This window comes from Streptomyces sp. NPDC006450, from assembly GCF_040612195.1.
GTDB lineage: Bacteria > Actinomycetota > Actinomycetes > Streptomycetales > Streptomycetaceae > Streptomyces.
Window position 1 is genome coordinate 104,791 of sequence record NZ_JBEXPT010000001.1, and the last position, 14,386, is coordinate 119,176.

Sequence of the window (14,386 nt, forward strand, 5' to 3'; positions counted from 1 at the left end):
AGCGCGCCGCGAGTTTTTACCACCAACACCAGCCCCCACACCCCCCCACACCCCCCCGCCCCGCCGTTTGTTACCGCACAAACAAGGCCCCGCTCGGGCTCCCAGGGCCTCAGCCCTGTGCGGCCCACCACTCCTTGAGGGCGGTGACCGCCGCGTCGTGCTCCATGGGACCGTTCTCCAGCCGCAGCTCCAGCAGGAACGCGTAGGCCTTGCCGATCACGGGTCCGGGACCCACGTCGAGGACCCGCATGATCTCGTTGCCGTCGAGGTCGGGCCGGATCGCGTCCAGCTCCTCCTTCTCCTGCAGCTGGGCGATGCGTTCCTCCAGCCCGTCGTAGGTCCGGGAGAGCGCGTTCGCCTTGCGCTTGTTGCGCGTGGTGCAGTCGGAGCGGGTCAGCTTGTGCAGACGGTCCAGCAGCGGACCGGCGTCGCGGACATAGCGCCGCACGGCCGAGTCGGTCCACTCCCCGTCTCCGTAGCCGTGGAAGCGCAGGTGCAGCTCCACCAGCCGGGACACGTCCTTGACCATGTCGTTGGAGTACTTGAGCGCGGTCATGCGCTTCTTGGTCATCTTCGCGCCCACCATCTCGTGGTGGTGGAAGGAGACCCGTCCATCGCTCTCGAACCGGCGGGTCCGGGGCTTGCCGATGTCGTGCAGCAGCGCCGCGAGCCGCAGCACCAGGTCCGGGCCGTCCTCCTCCAGTGCGATCGCCTGCTCCAGCACGATCAGCGAGTGGTCGTAGACGTCCTTGTGCCGGTGGTGCTCGTCACTCTCCAGACGCAGCGCCGGCAGCTCCGGCAGCACGTGCTCGGCCAGCCCCGTGTCCACGAGGAGACCCAGGCCCTTGCGCGGGTGCGCGGACAGCAGCAGCTTGTTCAGCTCGCCCTGGACCCGCTCGGCCGAGACGATCTCGATGCGGCCGGACATCTCCGTCATGGCCGTCACCACGTCCGGGGCGACCTCGAAGTCGAGCTGGGCGGCGAACCGCGCGGCCCTCAGCATCCTCAGCGGGTCGTCGGAGAAGGAGTCCTCGGCGGTGCCCGGGGTGCGCAGCACACCCGCCCGGAGGTCCTCCAGACCGCCGTGCGGGTCCACGAACTCCTTCTCGGGGAGCGCGACGGCCATCGCGTTCACCGTGAAGTCCCGGCGGACGAGGTCTTCCTCGATGGAGTCGCCGTAGGACACCTCGGGCTTGCGCGAGGTCCGGTCGTAGGACTCCGAGCGGTACGTGGTCACCTCGATCTGGAAGCTTCGGTCAGCGTCTCCGACACGGGCTTCCTTCTGCGCACCGACCGTGCCGAAGGCGATGCCGACGTCCCAGACCGAGTCGGCCCACGGCCTGACGATCTTGAGAACGTCCTCGGGACGGGCGTCGGTGGTGAAGTCGAGGTCGTTGCCGAGGCGCCCGAGCAGCGCGTCGCGGACGGACCCGCCGACCAGGGCGAGGCGGAAACCCGCCTCCTGGAAACGGCGGCCGAGCTCGTCGGCGACAGGGGCGATCCGCAGCAGTTCGCTCACTGCGCGGGCCTGCCCGTGATTCAGGACACTGGGGTTGTCTTCGTTGGCGTTCGGCACAACAGAAAAGGGTACGTGCCCGGCCCGCCGGGAACTCCCGTGTTTTGCGGCCACCCCGGCCCACGGCCCCACCGGGGCGGACCCGATCATGTGGAGCAAGGCGCGGCACTCGCGCACAGCGGGCCTCGTTACCATGCGTGGACGCACAAACGACGACCACTGACACTTCGAGGGACGGGCGAGCGCGTTGGCCGATGCGGCAGACATCCAGGGGGCGCCGCTCGCTCCTGCCCGGCGGCGCTGGCTGCGGCGCGCGGTCGTCCTGCTCGCCGGGACCCCGGTACTCGCCGGCCTGGTCTACTCGCACGCCCCCGAAGCCCAGGCCGCCGACACGGCGGCCGCCGCCGTCGACGTCCAGCTCGACGCCCTGGCACCGAGCGCCCCGGTCAAGGGCGACACCCTCACCATCTCGGGAACCGTGATCAACAACGGTTCCGAGAAGATCACCGACGCGCACGTGGGTCTGCGGGTCGGGCCGGCGCTGGGGGACCGCAGCTCCATCGACGAGGCCGCGGACCGGGGCGGCTTCCGTGCGGGAACCGACCCGGCGGAGGTCGGCCCCGAGTTCGCCGTGAAGATCGATTCGCTGCCCTCGAAGGTCAGCCAGCCGTTCACCCTCAAGGTTCCGGTGAACAAGCTGGACCTGGACGAGGACGGCGTCTACCAGCTCGGCGTCTCCCTGTCCGGGGAGACCGAGAGCCGCCAGTACGAGCGGGTCCTCGGCATCAAGCGGACCTTCCTGCCCTGGCAGCCGGAAGCCGCCGCCAAGCGGTCCCAGCTCGCGTACGTGTGGCCGTTGATCTCCACCACGCACTTGACCTCGGAGACCGGCTCGGACGAGCTGCAGACCCCCGTCTTCCTCGACGACAGCCTCGCCGACGAGCTGAAGCCGGGCGGCCGCCTGGAACAGATGGTCACCCTCGGCAAGGACCTTCCCATCACCTGGGTCATCGACCCGGATCTGCTCTACACCGTCGATGCCATGACCAAGGGCTACCGGGTCCGCACCCCCGACGGCCGGACCGTCCAGGGCAAGAACAAGGCCATCGCCGAGCAGTGGCTGAGCCTGCTGGAAGGCGCCGTCCAGGGCAAGAAGGTCGTCGCCCTGCCCTTCGCCGATCCGGACATCGCCTCGCTCGCCCACCACGGCAAGGACGTCTCCGGCACCCTGGGACAGCTGCGGCCGGCCACCGACAAGGCGAAGCAGGCCGTCGAGACGGTCCTGCACGTCCCCGCGAGCACCGACTTCTCCTGGCCCGTGGAAGGGGCGATCGACCCCTCGATCGTCAACGTCGCGACCTCGGCGGGCGCCCACAACGTCCTCACCCGCAGCGACAGCCTCCAGGAGACCGGCGCCCTCGGCTACACCCCGTCGGCCGCCCGCCCCATCGGCGCGGGCACCACCGCGGTCGTCGCCGACGCCGAGCTCTCCACCGCCTTCCAGGGCGACATGCTCCGCGCCGGGACGTCCACCCTCGCCGTACAGCAGTTCCTCGCCCAGACCCTCGCCCTGAACCTCCAGGACACCGACAACCAGCGCAGCTTCGTCGTCGCCCCGCAGCGGATGCCCAGCTCCAGCCAGGTACAGACGATGGCCGCCGCCATACGGGCTCTGCAGGCGGGCCGCTGGAGCCAGGCCGTGGACCTGGAGGCGGCGGCCACCGCCACTCCCGACCCCCGCGCCGCGAGGCAGGTTCCGGGTGCCGGCCAGTACCCCGAGGCGCTGAGCAAGCAGGAACTGCCGGTTTCCGCCTTCGAGAAGATCCGTACCACCGAGACCACCCTCGACCACTTCAAGGTGATCCTGACCGCGCCCGATCGCGTGGAGATCCCCTTCGGCAACACCACCAACCGGGAGATGTCCACCTCGTGGCGCGGCCGCCCCGATGCGGCGTGGGACTACCGGGACCAGGTGCAGCGGTACCTGATCCGGCTGACCGAGAAGGTCAAGATCATCCCCAAGTCCGACGCGACGCTCTCCGGACACAGCGCGACCATCCCCGTCAGCGTCCAGAACAGCCTCGTCCAGGACACCCACAACCTGGTCCTGCGGGTGCGGTCCGCCAACCCGACCCGCCTGATGTTCGGCGACAGCGGTGAGTCCCAGCAGGAAGTCGCGATCCAGGGCGGGCACAGCCAGACCGTGAAGTTCCCCGCCAACGCCACCGCGAGCGGCCCCGTCGAGGTGACGGCCCAGCTCTTCACCACCGACGGCGTGCCCTACGGCAAGGCCCGCAAGTTCACCGTCGAAGCCACCGAGGTGACCCCGACCGTCATGCTCGTCATCGCGGGCGGTGTCCTCCTCCTCGTGCTGGCCGGCATCAAGATGTACGCCAGCCGCAAGCGTGTCGCGGCACGCGCCGCCGCCGAGGAGAGCACGCAGCAGAGTGACGAGTCCCCGGACACCGGACCGCAAAGCGCGGACCCGTCCGGCACGGGTGAGACAGTGGACCGTTGAGCGATGCCGTGGCCGGTCGGCCTGGGGACGATGAGGTGGGGTTTCGATGAACGCGCCGTACGAAGGTGACCGCGCGCAGGGCACTGGTGGGCCCGCGCCCTCCCAGGGCACTGCCCCCGGCACCCCGGTGCCGGGGCAGGTTCCCGCGCCCGCGCCAGCGCCGGACCACGACCCCTATGTCCAGGACGCCTACGCCTACGACCCGTACCGGGCGCAGGACCTCTCCGCCCAGGACCCGGTGGCCGAGGTCCTGTACGACCGCGCCTCGCACCCCCCGCCTCCGCCCGGCACCTTCCAGGAGCCCGGTCCGCTCTACGCGGCCCCGCCGGCTCCCGCGTACGCCCCGGACCCGCGGGTATGGGCCCAGACCCCGCCGCCCGAGCCGGACGGCCCGTCGCGGCACCTGCCCTACGGCGACCACGCAACGACCACGCAGTTCGTCGGCGTGGACTCCCTCGTGACCAAGGCCGCCGACGAGGCCCCCCGTCCGGACGCCTTCGCCCACCTCTACCGGGACCAGGACGCGGCGCCCCGCACCCCCGCCGAGGACGCGCCCGTAGCCGCCCCGGCACCGGCCAAGCCCGCCGGCCGCGCCTCCAGTCTGCTCAAGTCCAGCGCCCTAATGGCCGCCGGCACGATCGTCTCCCGCATCACCGGCTTCCTGCGGACCCTGGTGATCGCCGGGGCGATCGGCGTCGCCACCCTCAACGACAGCTACCAGGTCGCCAACACCCTGCCGACGATGATCTACGTCCTGGTCGGCGGCGGTGCCCTCAACGCCGTCTTCATCCCGCAGTTGGTGCGCGCGATGAAGAACGACGAGGACGGGGGAGAGGCGTACGCCAACCGGCTGCTCACCCTCGTCATGGTCCTGCTGGGCGCCGTCACCGTGGTCTGTGTGCTCGCGGCCCCGCTGTTCATCGGCATGATGTCGCAGAAGATCGCCGACGACCCGGCGCGGCTGGACGTCGCCGTCGCCTTCGCCCACTACTGCCTGCCCACCATGTTCTTCATGGGCGTGCACGTGGTCCTCGGTCAGATCCTCAACGCCCGCGGCCGGTTCGGCGCGATGATGTGGACCCCGGTCCTCAACAACGTCGTCGTCATCGCCACCTTCGGCGCCTTCATCTGGGCCTTCGGCGGCTTCACCACCACGGGCGTCACCGAAGCCGGCATCACTCCCGAGGGCGTCCGGCTGCTGGGCCTGGGCACCCTGCTCGGCCTCGTCGTCCAGTCCCTGGCGATGCTTCCCTACCTGCGCGACGCCGGCTTCAAGCCGCGCCTGCGGTTCGACTGGAAGGGCCACGGCCTCGGCAAGGCCGCCGGCCTGGCCAAGTGGACGTTCTTCTTCGTCCTCGCCAACCAGCTCGGCCTGATCGTCGTCACCCAGCTCGCCACCTGGGCGGGCGAAGTGGCCGACAAGCAGGGCCACGGCGGTACCGGCATCACCGGCTACAACTACGCCCTGCTGCTCTGGCAGATGCCGCAGGCCATCATCACCGTCTCCGTCATGACCGCCGTGCTGCCGCGCATCTCCCGGTCCGCCCACGACGGCGACGCCGCCGCCGTCCGCGACGACATCTCCTACGGACTGCGCACCTCGGCCGTCGCGATCGTGCCCTGCGCCTTCGCGTTCCTCGCCCTGGGCGTCCCCATGGCCGGTCTGCTCTACGCCGGGTCCGGCACGGGCAGCGCCCAGAACATCGGTTTCATCCTGATGGCCTTCGGCCTCGGACTGATCCCGTACTCCGTCCAGTACGTGGTCCTGCGCGGCTTCTACGCCTACGAGGACACCCGGACGCCCTTCTACAACACGGTCATCGTGGCCGCCGTCAACGCGGGCATGTCCGCGGTCGCCTTCTTCGTGCTCCCCGCCCGCTGGGCCGTCGTGGGCATGGCCGCCGCCTACGGCCTCGGCTACGCCGTGGGCGTCGGTGTCGCCTGGCGCCGACTGCGCGCCCGCCTCGGCGGCGACCTCGACGGGGCACACGTGATGCGCACCTACACCCGGCTCATCGGCGCGTGCGTCCCCGCGGCCGCCGTGGCCGGCGCCGTGGCCTACGCCGTCCTGCACTTCATCGGCAGCGGAGCACTCGGTTCCCTCACGGCCCTGGTGGCCGGCGGCATCTCCCTGGCGGCGGTGTTCCTCGTCGCCGCCAAGCGGATGCGCATCGAAGAACTCAACGCCATGGTCGGGATGGTCCGCGGACGCCTGGGGCGCTGATGCGTACAACCATCCCGCTCCCTGGCGTGTCGTGCAGAGCGGTGGACTGTGGGCACAATTGGCATGGCTTCGCAGACTGGCCGACAGTGCGCAACGGATGGGGAGGCGGGGACGACGGTGGCGGAACGTAGCACGGCTGCCGTCGACGTGGCCGACAACGGCGGCGACGAGCCGCTGGCCGCGGAGACGGCCCAGGCCACGGCCGACGGGGTGGACATCCAGAACGGACAAGCCGCGGACGGAACCATGCCCGAGAAGGACGGCGATCGCAGGAACCCGGCACCCGCTGCCGCGCCCGAACTGCACAGCGGTCACAAACTGGCCAGACGCTACCGGCTCGAAGAGTGCGTCACCCGTCTGGACGGATTCAGCAGCTGGCGTGCAATGGACGAGAAGCTGCGCCGGGCCGTGGGCGTCCACCTGCTGCCCGCCGACCACGCGCGGGCCCGTGCCGTCCTGGCGGCCGCCCGCTCCTCCGCGCTGCTCGGCGACCCCCGGTTCGTCCAGGTCCTCGACGCCGTGGAGGAGAACGACCTCGTCTACGTCGTCCACGAGTGGCTCCCCGACGCCACGGAGCTCACCGCGGTCCTCGCCGCGGGCCCCATGGAACCGCACGAGGCCTATCAGCTCGTCAGCCAGGTCTCCCAGGCCATGGCCGCCGCGCACCGCGAGGGCCTGGCTCACCTGCGGCTGACCCCCAGCGCGATACTGCGCACCTCCACGGGCCAGTACCGCATCCGCGGCCTCGCCGTGAACGCCGCCCTGCGCGGCATCACCAGCGAGACCCCGCAGCGTTCGGACACCGAGGCCATCGGCGCCCTCCTGTACGCCTCGCTGACCCAGCGCTGGCCGTACGAGAACGACGCCTACGGCCTCACCGGCCTGCCCAAGGGCGTCGGCCTGATCGCCCCCGACCAGGTCCGCGCCGGCGTGCACCGCGGTCTGGGCGAGCTGGCCATGCGCGCCCTCGCCAACGACGGGGCCACCGCCTCGCGGCAGGAACCCGCCTGCACCACCCCGGAGGAGCTCTCCAAGGCCGTGGCCGCGATGCCCCGCATCCGGCCGCCGGAGCCCACGTTCACAGCGCCTCCGGAGTACCAGCACACCACCTACCAGCAGGGCAGCTACGGCAGGCCCCAGGGCCCCGGCATGCCCACCGCGCAGGTACTCGGCGTCGTTCCTCCGCCGCCGCCCCTGCAGAGCCGTACCGGCCGCGTCCTCAAGTGGGGCGTCGCGGCCCTGCTGATCGCCGCCCTCGGACTGGGCAGCTGGCAGCTCGCCGACACCCTGCTCAACCGGAACAACCAGGGCAGCACCAGCGGCAGCGAGACCACGCACGAGAAGGCCGCCGACGTCCCGGAGAAGAAGGAGCCCACGCTCCTCTCCATCAAGGGTGCCCAGGAGTACTACCCCGACGGCCTGGCCCAGGACGCCAACAACGTGGGGAACACCCACGACGGCGACGCCACCACCTACTGGCGCACCAAGAGCTACCGCGACGGCCCGGAGATGAAGGCGGACTTCAAGGCCGGAGTCGGCATCGTCTACGATCTCGGCTCCGAACAAGCGGTCAACGGCGCTTCGATAGCGCTGAAGTACGCCGGCAACCACACGACCGTCACGCTCTACGCGGCCGACTCCATGTCCTCGTCGACCCCGGTCGGCTCCATGAAGAAGATCGCGACCGGCACCACCTCGGACAGCACGCTCAAGGCGACCACCGACACACCGGTCACCACGCGCTACGTCGTCGTCTGGATCACTGCGATGCCGCAGGCGGGCACCGACACGTACAGCGGAGCGGGGTTCAAGCAAGCCATCACGGACGTGAAGTTCACGGGCTGACGGACGGCAGGGGAGGGGCCCAGCGTTGGACGAAGCCACACCCGGCGGCCGCAGCGACCAGGAACTCCTGTCGCTGCACGCCGCCGGTGACCCGGACGCCTTCGGCGAGCTCGTACGCCGGCACCGCGACCGGCTGTGGGCCGTGGCCCTGCGCACCCTCGGCGACCGGGAGGAGGCCGCCGACGCCGTGCAGGACGCCCTCGTCTCCGCCTACCGGGCCGCACACACCTTCCGCGGCGAATCCGCCGTCACGACCTGGCTGCACCGGATCACGGTGAACGCCTGTCTGGACCGGGCCCGCAAGGCCGCCTCCCGCAGGACCTCCCCCCTCGACGACACGGACCGCCTGGAGCGCCTTCTGGAGCCCCACGAGTCCGCCGAGGCGCCCGCGGAGCGCCAGGACCTCCACCGGCAGCTGCTGGCGGCCCTGAGCACCCTCCCGGCAGATCAGCGGGCCGCTCTGGTCCTCGTCGACATGCAGGGCTACCCCGTCGCCGAGGCCGCCCGCGTGCTCGACGTCCCCGTCGGCACCGTGAAGAGCCGGTGCGCACGCGGCAGGGCGAAACTCGTCCCGCTCCTCACTCATCTGCGCACGCATACCGGGGATAACACCGACACCGAGCGGGGAAGGAACCGGACACCGGGGACAACCGTCCCACCGGCGGCAGAGCGCGGGGATCCGGCCCCGGATCCCAACGCAGTGAAGGGCGGAGGTGGACGAGCGTGAACCCCACAACCGGCGCGACCGGCACGATCGGGCACCCCGACGTCTCGGAGATCTCCGAGCTGGCGGAAGGCCTCCTCTCCCCGTCCCGCACGGCGGAGGTCCGCAGCCATCTCGGCGACTGCCCCCTGTGCGCGGACGTCCGTGCCTCCCTGGAGGAGATCCGGGCCCTGCTCGGCACTCTGCCCGGACCCGCCCGGATGCCCGTCGACATCTCCGGCCGGATCGACGCGGCCCTCGCCGCCGAAGCACTCCTCGACGCCACCACCCCGCACGCGGAGTCCGAACCCGACCACCCGGACCGGGCGGCCTCCGGGGTCGCCGGTGCCGATGTTTCACGTGAAACGCCCCCCGCACCGCTCGGTGAAACCGGCGCCCTGCGACCCTCCGGTCACCCGGCCGGCCCAACCGGCCCCGGACGGCGTCGCGGACGCCGCCGGATCGCCCTCGCGGGCGGACTGCTCGCGGCGTGCGCCGCCGGGGTCCTCGTGGCCGGCCTCCTGTCCGGTGACCATCCCGCGCAGGACATGTCCGCGCGGAGCAAGACCTCCGACACCCGGTCCGGCGCGCCCGAGTACACCGCCCAGGGGCTCCCCGGCACCGTGCGCGAGCTCCTCGCGTCCGGCGGCCCGGGGGACAAGGCGGTGGGGGAGAGGGCGCCGGGGGAGAACAACACCTTCGGAGTGGAGAACAGCCCTCCGGCCGCACCGAGCCTCGCCCCGGCCGATGGCGAAGCCCCCCGGGCACCCGCCTGCGTACAGGAAGCCACCGGCCGCACCGAGACCCCCCTGGGCTTCGAGCCCGGCACCTACGAGGGCCGGGACGTCTTCCTCATCGTCCTGCCCCACCCCGGCGACCCCGCCGTCGTGGACGCCTATCTCATCGGCTCCGCGTGCGTCACCGACCCCTCGGCCGTCCCCGGAAAGCCCCTCCTCACCCGCACCTACCCGAGGAGCTGAGAAGCCGGGAAGCTCGGGGGGAAATCTCGGGAATGCAGGCGCCGTAGGATCCGTTGGGTGGGGTGAGAGTCCACACCGGCCCCCGGTAGGCAGCAGGCAGTCCGCAGAGACGAGGAATCAACCCGTGAGCGACGTACGAAACGTGATCATCATCGGCTCCGGGCCGGCCGGTTACACCGCCGCCCTGTACACCGCACGCGCTTCGCTCAAGCCCCTGGTCTTCGAAGGTGCCGTCACCGCCGGTGGCGCGCTGATGAACACCACCGAGGTCGAGAACTTCCCCGGCTTCCAGGACGGCATCATGGGGCCGGACCTCATGGACAACATGCGTGGCCAGGCCGAGCGCTTCGGCGCCGAGCTGATTCCGGACGACGTCGTCGCCGTGGACCTCACCGGTGAGATCAAGACCGTCACCGACACCGCCGGCACCGTGCACCGCGCCAAGGCCGTGATCGTGACCACCGGTTCCCAGCACCGCAAGCTCGGCCTGCCCAACGAGGACGCCCTCTCCGGCCGCGGCGTCTCCTGGTGCGCGACCTGCGACGGCTTCTTCTTCAAGGACCACGACATCGCCGTGGTCGGCGGCGGTGACACCGCGATCGAGGAGGCCACCTTCCTCTCCCGGTTCGCCAAGTCCGTCACGATCGTCCACCGCCGCGACTCCCTGCGCGCCTCCAAGGCCATGCAGGACCGCGCCTTCGCCGACCCGAAGATCAAGTTCGCCTGGGACAGCGAGGTCGCGCAGATCCACGGCGAGCAGAAGCTCACCGGCCTCACCCTGCGCAACACCAAGACCGGTGAGACCTCCGAACTGCCCGTGACCGGCCTCTTCATCGCCGTCGGCCACGACCCGCGCACCGAGCTGTTCAAGGACCAGCTCGACCTCGACGCGGAGGGCTACCTCAAGGTCGACGCCCCCTCCACCCGCACCAGCCTCACCGGTGTGTTCGGCGCGGGCGACGTAGTCGACCACACCTACCGTCAGGCCATCACCGCTGCGGGCACGGGTTGCTCCGCGGCCCTCGACGCCGAGCGCTTCCTCGCCGCCCTCGCGGACGCCGAGAAGGCGCACGCGGCGGTCTGACACCCTCAAGCAGCACCACACCCCACTCCCCGCAGGAAAAGAAGGAGGCCGCTGTGGCCGGCACCCTCAAGACCGTCACCGACGCAAGCTTCGATGACGACGTCCTCAAGAGCGACAAGCCCGTCCTGGTGGACTTCTGGGCCGCCTGGTGCGGTCCGTGCCGCCAGATCGCTCCGTCCCTCGAGGCCATCGCCTCCGAGTACGGCGACGAGATCGAGATCGTCAAGCTCAACATCGACGAGAACCCGGAGACGGCGGCCAAGTACGGCGTCATGTCCATCCCGACCCTGAACGTCTACCAGGGCGGCGAGGTCGTCAAGACCATCGTCGGCGCCAAGCCGAAGGCCGCCATCCTGCGCGACCTCGACGGCTTCGTCACGATCAAGGCCTGACGCACCCGCGTCCGAGGCCGGACGCGATCGCGTGACAACGGGGCCGCCCCTGCCGGGGGCGGCCCCGTTCGCATGTCAGGAGGAGGGACCGGGAGCAGACCGCTCCCGCCTCACAGCGGACGCAGCGCCGGTTCCTTCCGGGCCGCGCCCAGCAACCGGTCCAGGGCCAGTTCCACGTCTTCCTTCCACGACAGCGTGGAGCGCAGCTCCAGCCGCAGCCGGGGACGCGTCGGATGCGGACGTACCGTCTTGAAGCCCACCGCCAGCAGATGGTCCGCCGGCAGCAGACAGGCCGGACCCTCCCAACGGGCATCGCCGAACGCCTCGATCGCCCGGAACCCCCTGCGCAGCAAGTCCTTCGCCACCGTCTGGACCATCACCCGCCCCAGCCCCTGGCCCTGGTACCCAGGACTGATCCACGAGGTGATGAGCTGAACGGCGTCCGGCGACACCGGACTGGTCGGGAACGCCGTCGCCCGCGGCACGTACGCGGGCGGCGCGTACAGAACGAATCCCACGGGAACCTCGTCCACGTAGACCACCCGGCCGCACGAGCCCCACTCCAGGAGGACCGCGGAGATCCACGCCTCCTTCTCCTCAGCAGGGTTCCCCGCCTTCACGGCCGCCTCACCGCTGACGGGGTCCAGCTCCCAGAAGACACAGGACCGGCAACGCCGGGGCAGGTCTTGGAGGTTGTCCAGCGTGAGAGGTACCAGCCGACGACCCATGACCGCATGCTATCCACAGCTCGAATCACCCGAAACCGCAACAAGGCAAAGGGGCGGGCCGCACCGGCGCACACCGGCACGACCCGCCCCCGGGCTGTGGGTTACTCCCCGCCGTCGCCCTGGTCCAGCACCCGGCCCTCGCCCGGCGCCAGGGTCCCCAGGATCCGCTCCAGATCCTCCATCGACGCGAACTCGACGGTGATCTTGCCCTTCTTCTGGCCGAGATCCACCTTCACCCGCGTCTCGAAGCGGTCCGACAACCGCGTCGCCAGCTCACTGAGCGCCGGAGCGACCCTGGCACCCGCCCGCGGACCCTTCGGCTTCACCGAACTCGGCGACTCCGACCCCATCAGCGCCACGATCTCCTCGACCGCACGCACCGAGAGGCCCTCGGCCACGATCCGGTGCGCCAGCCGGTCCTGCTCCTCGGAGTTGTCCACCGACAGCAGGGCCCGCGCGTGCCCCGCCGAGAGCACACCCGCCGCAACCCGCCGCTGCACGGGCGGCGAGAGCTTCAGCAGGCGCAGCGTGTTCGAGACCTGCGGACGGGAACGCCCGATCCGGTCCGCCAGCTGGTCGTGCGTGCAGTTGAAGTCCTGGAGCAGCTGGTCGTACGCGGCCGCCTCCTCCAAGGGGTTCAGCTGCGCCCGGTGCAGGTTCTCCAGGAGCGCGTCCAGCAGCAGCTTCTCGTCGTCCGTGGCCCGGATGATCGCCGGAATCCGGTCCAGGCCGGCCTCCCGGCACGCCCGCCAGCGCCGCTCGCCCATGATCAGCTCATAGCGGCCCGGGCCGGACTGGCGCACCACCACCGGCTGGAGCAGGCCAACCTCCTGAATGGAGGTCACCAGCTCGGCCAGCGCGTCTTCGTCGAACACCTCACGCGGCTGCCGCGGATTCGGCGTGATCGAGTCCATCGGGAGCTCCGCGAACGTAGCCCCCGCCACTTCAGCGGCCACCGGAGCCGCGACCGGCGCCGGCTCGCTCACGGACGCGGCCACCGCCGATGTTTCACGTGAAACATCGGCCTGCGCCAGCGAAGCCAGCTTCGCCGCCGCGACACCCCGCTCCGAGGGCAGTACCGGCACCGCCGACGGGGACGTCGAACCGGCACCGATCACCGGCGGCACCTTCTCCTGGGGAGCCGCGGGAATCAGCGCGCCGAGCCCCCGCCCCAGACCCCTACGTCGCTCACTCACTGGATCCCCTCCGCCATGCTCTGCGTGTTGTTCATGCCCGCACCCTGATGGGGGTGCTGGGGGTCGTACTGGAATCCGGCCCCGCGCAGCGCGATCTCCCGCGCCGCCTCCAGGTAGGAGAGGGAACCGCTGGAACCCGGGTCATAGGTCAGCACCGTCTGCCCGTAGCTCGGAGCCTCGGAGATGCGGACCGACCGCGGGATGCTCGTGCGCAGCACCTCCTTGCCGAAGTGGGTGCGCACCTCCTCCGCCACCTGCGAGGCCAGCCGGGTCCTGCCGTCGTACATGGTCAGCAGGATCGTGGACACGTGCAGCGTCGGGTTCAGGTGCGCCCGCACCAGGTCCACATTGCGCAGCAGCTGACCGAGCCCCTCCAGCGCGTAGTACTCGCACTGGATCGGGATCAGTACTTCCGCACCCGCGACCAGGGCGTTGACCGTCAGCAGGCCCAGCGAGGGCGGGCAGTCGATCAGGATGTAGTCGAGCGGCTGCTCGTACGCCTGGATGGCCCGCTGGAGACGGCTCTCCCGTGCCACGAGAGACACCAGCTCGATCTCGGCACCCGCCAGGTCGATCGTGGCCGGCGCGCAGAAGAGCCCTTCCACGTCGGCCACCGGCTGGACGACCTCCATCAGCGGGCGGCTGTCCACAAGCACGTCGTAGATGGACGGCACGTCCGCGTGGTGGTCGATGCCCAGCGCCGTCGAGGCATTGCCCTGCGGGTCGAGGTCGACCACCAGGACCCGTGCACCGTGCAGGGCCAGGGATGCGGCCAGGTTCACGGTCGACGTGGTCTTGCCCACGCCGCCCTTCTGGTTGGCCACCACCATGATCCGGGTCTTCGGGGGCCTGGGCAGGCCCTCACCCGCACGTCCGAGGGCCTCGACCGCGATCTGGGCGGCACGGCCGATGGGCGTGTCTTCGTTGTCCACCAGGGGGGCCGATGTTTCACGTGAAACATCGTCGCCCGGGAATTCAGAGCGGGGACCGGGGACCGGATCGGCCATCGGCCCCGCAAGGTTGGCGTCTGACCGCACGGTGTCACTCTCCTCGGCATCAGGCTCGCGATGAACAGAGCCTGCCATGTCACCGGGGCTGCGAACCAGCGGGGCCCGTACTCCTGTGGATGAATCCACCGATGTGGACAACTCCGTCCCCCCTTCGCCCTTGCGGGGACGGGGGGACGTGGCCGCACGACCG

Annotated in this window: 11 protein-coding genes; 7 read left to right on the forward strand and 4 right to left on the reverse strand. The window is 70.7% G+C overall.

Features of this window, described 5'->3' with window-relative positions; all coding sequences use genetic code 11:
- Positions 1 to 109 precede the first annotated feature (109 nt).
- Positions 110 to 1,576 (reverse strand): CCA tRNA nucleotidyltransferase, encoded by a 1,467-nt coding sequence (locus ABZY57_RS00475; RefSeq protein ID WP_356506640.1) that lies wholly within the window; start codon positions 1,574 to 1,576, stop codon positions 110 to 112.
- Positions 1,577 to 1,763: 187 nt separating this feature from the next.
- Here ABZY57_RS00475 and ABZY57_RS00480 point away from each other — a divergent pair, with 187 nt between their 5' ends.
- The 7 genes from ABZY57_RS00480 (at position 1,764) to trxA (ending at position 11,262) form a co-directional block, all read left to right on the forward strand.
- The gene (locus tag ABZY57_RS00480) at positions 1,764 to 4,034 is read left to right on the forward strand and encodes a DUF6049 family protein (RefSeq protein ID WP_356506642.1); all 2,271 of its coding nucleotides are present in this window, start codon (positions 1,764 to 1,766) and stop codon (positions 4,032 to 4,034) included.
- Positions 4,035 to 4,080: 46 nt separating this feature from the next.
- Positions 4,081 to 6,258 carry a murein biosynthesis integral membrane protein MurJ gene (gene murJ, locus ABZY57_RS00485; RefSeq protein WP_356506644.1) on the forward strand — a complete coding sequence of 726 codons (2,178 nt, stop codon included), beginning with the start codon at positions 4,081 to 4,083 and terminating at the stop codon, positions 6,256 to 6,258.
- A gap of 117 nt (positions 6,259 to 6,375) precedes the next feature.
- On the forward strand, positions 6,376 to 8,103 hold the full coding sequence (locus ABZY57_RS00490) for a protein kinase family protein (RefSeq protein ID WP_356506646.1): 1,728 nt from the start codon (positions 6,376 to 6,378) through the stop codon (positions 8,101 to 8,103).
- Positions 8,104 to 8,128: 25 nt separating this feature from the next.
- Positions 8,129 to 8,830 (forward strand): RNA polymerase sigma factor SigM, encoded by a 702-nt coding sequence (sigM, locus tag ABZY57_RS00495; RefSeq protein ID WP_356506647.1) that lies wholly within the window; start codon positions 8,129 to 8,131, stop codon positions 8,828 to 8,830.
- Positions 8,827 to 9,786, forward strand: coding sequence for a hypothetical protein (locus ABZY57_RS00500; protein WP_356506649.1), 960 nt, complete (start codon positions 8,827 to 8,829; stop codon positions 9,784 to 9,786). The genes sigM and ABZY57_RS00500 overlap by 4 nt, the downstream gene beginning before the upstream one ends.
- 124 nt (positions 9,787 to 9,910) lie before the next feature.
- Positions 9,911 to 10,870, forward strand: a complete 960-nt coding sequence (gene trxB / locus ABZY57_RS00505) for a thioredoxin-disulfide reductase (protein ID WP_356506650.1) — start codon at positions 9,911 to 9,913, stop codon at positions 10,868 to 10,870.
- Between the two features lie 53 nt (positions 10,871 to 10,923).
- Positions 10,924 to 11,262 carry a thioredoxin gene (gene trxA / locus ABZY57_RS00510; protein ID WP_266906852.1) on the forward strand — a complete coding sequence of 113 codons (339 nt, stop codon included), beginning with the start codon at positions 10,924 to 10,926 and terminating at the stop codon, positions 11,260 to 11,262.
- A 110-nt stretch (positions 11,263 to 11,372) separates the two neighbouring features.
- On the opposite strand, the gene ABZY57_RS00515 is transcribed toward trxA, so the two are convergent.
- The 3 genes from ABZY57_RS00515 to ABZY57_RS00525 form a co-directional block, all read right to left on the reverse strand.
- Positions 11,373 to 11,990, reverse strand: coding sequence for a GNAT family N-acetyltransferase (locus tag ABZY57_RS00515; RefSeq protein ID WP_356506652.1), 618 nt, complete (start codon positions 11,988 to 11,990; stop codon positions 11,373 to 11,375).
- Positions 11,991 to 12,091: 101 nt separating this feature from the next.
- Positions 12,092 to 13,186 carry a ParB/RepB/Spo0J family partition protein gene (locus ABZY57_RS00520; RefSeq protein WP_356506654.1) on the reverse strand — a complete coding sequence of 365 codons (1,095 nt, stop codon included), beginning with the start codon at positions 13,184 to 13,186 and terminating at the stop codon, positions 12,092 to 12,094.
- Positions 13,183 to 14,271 (reverse strand): ParA family protein, encoded by a 1,089-nt coding sequence (locus tag ABZY57_RS00525; RefSeq protein WP_356506656.1) that lies wholly within the window; start codon positions 14,269 to 14,271, stop codon positions 13,183 to 13,185. Before ABZY57_RS00525 ends, ABZY57_RS00520 begins: the two co-directional genes overlap by 4 nt.
- Positions 14,272 to 14,386: the final 115 nt, after the last annotated feature.

Bases quoted from the DNA above. Each gene is read 5' to 3' on its own strand.
- murJ (WP_356506644.1), top strand. From the start codon at position 4,081: ATGAACGCGCCGTACGAAGGTGACCGCGCGCAGGGCACTGGTGGGCCC.
- ABZY57_RS00515 (WP_356506652.1), bottom strand. From the start codon at position 11,990: ATGGGTCGTCGGCTGGTACCTCTCACGCTGGACAACCTCCAAGACCTG.
- ABZY57_RS00525 (WP_356506656.1), bottom strand. From the start codon at position 14,271: ATGGCAGGCTCTGTTCATCGCGAGCCTGATGCCGAGGAGAGTGACACC.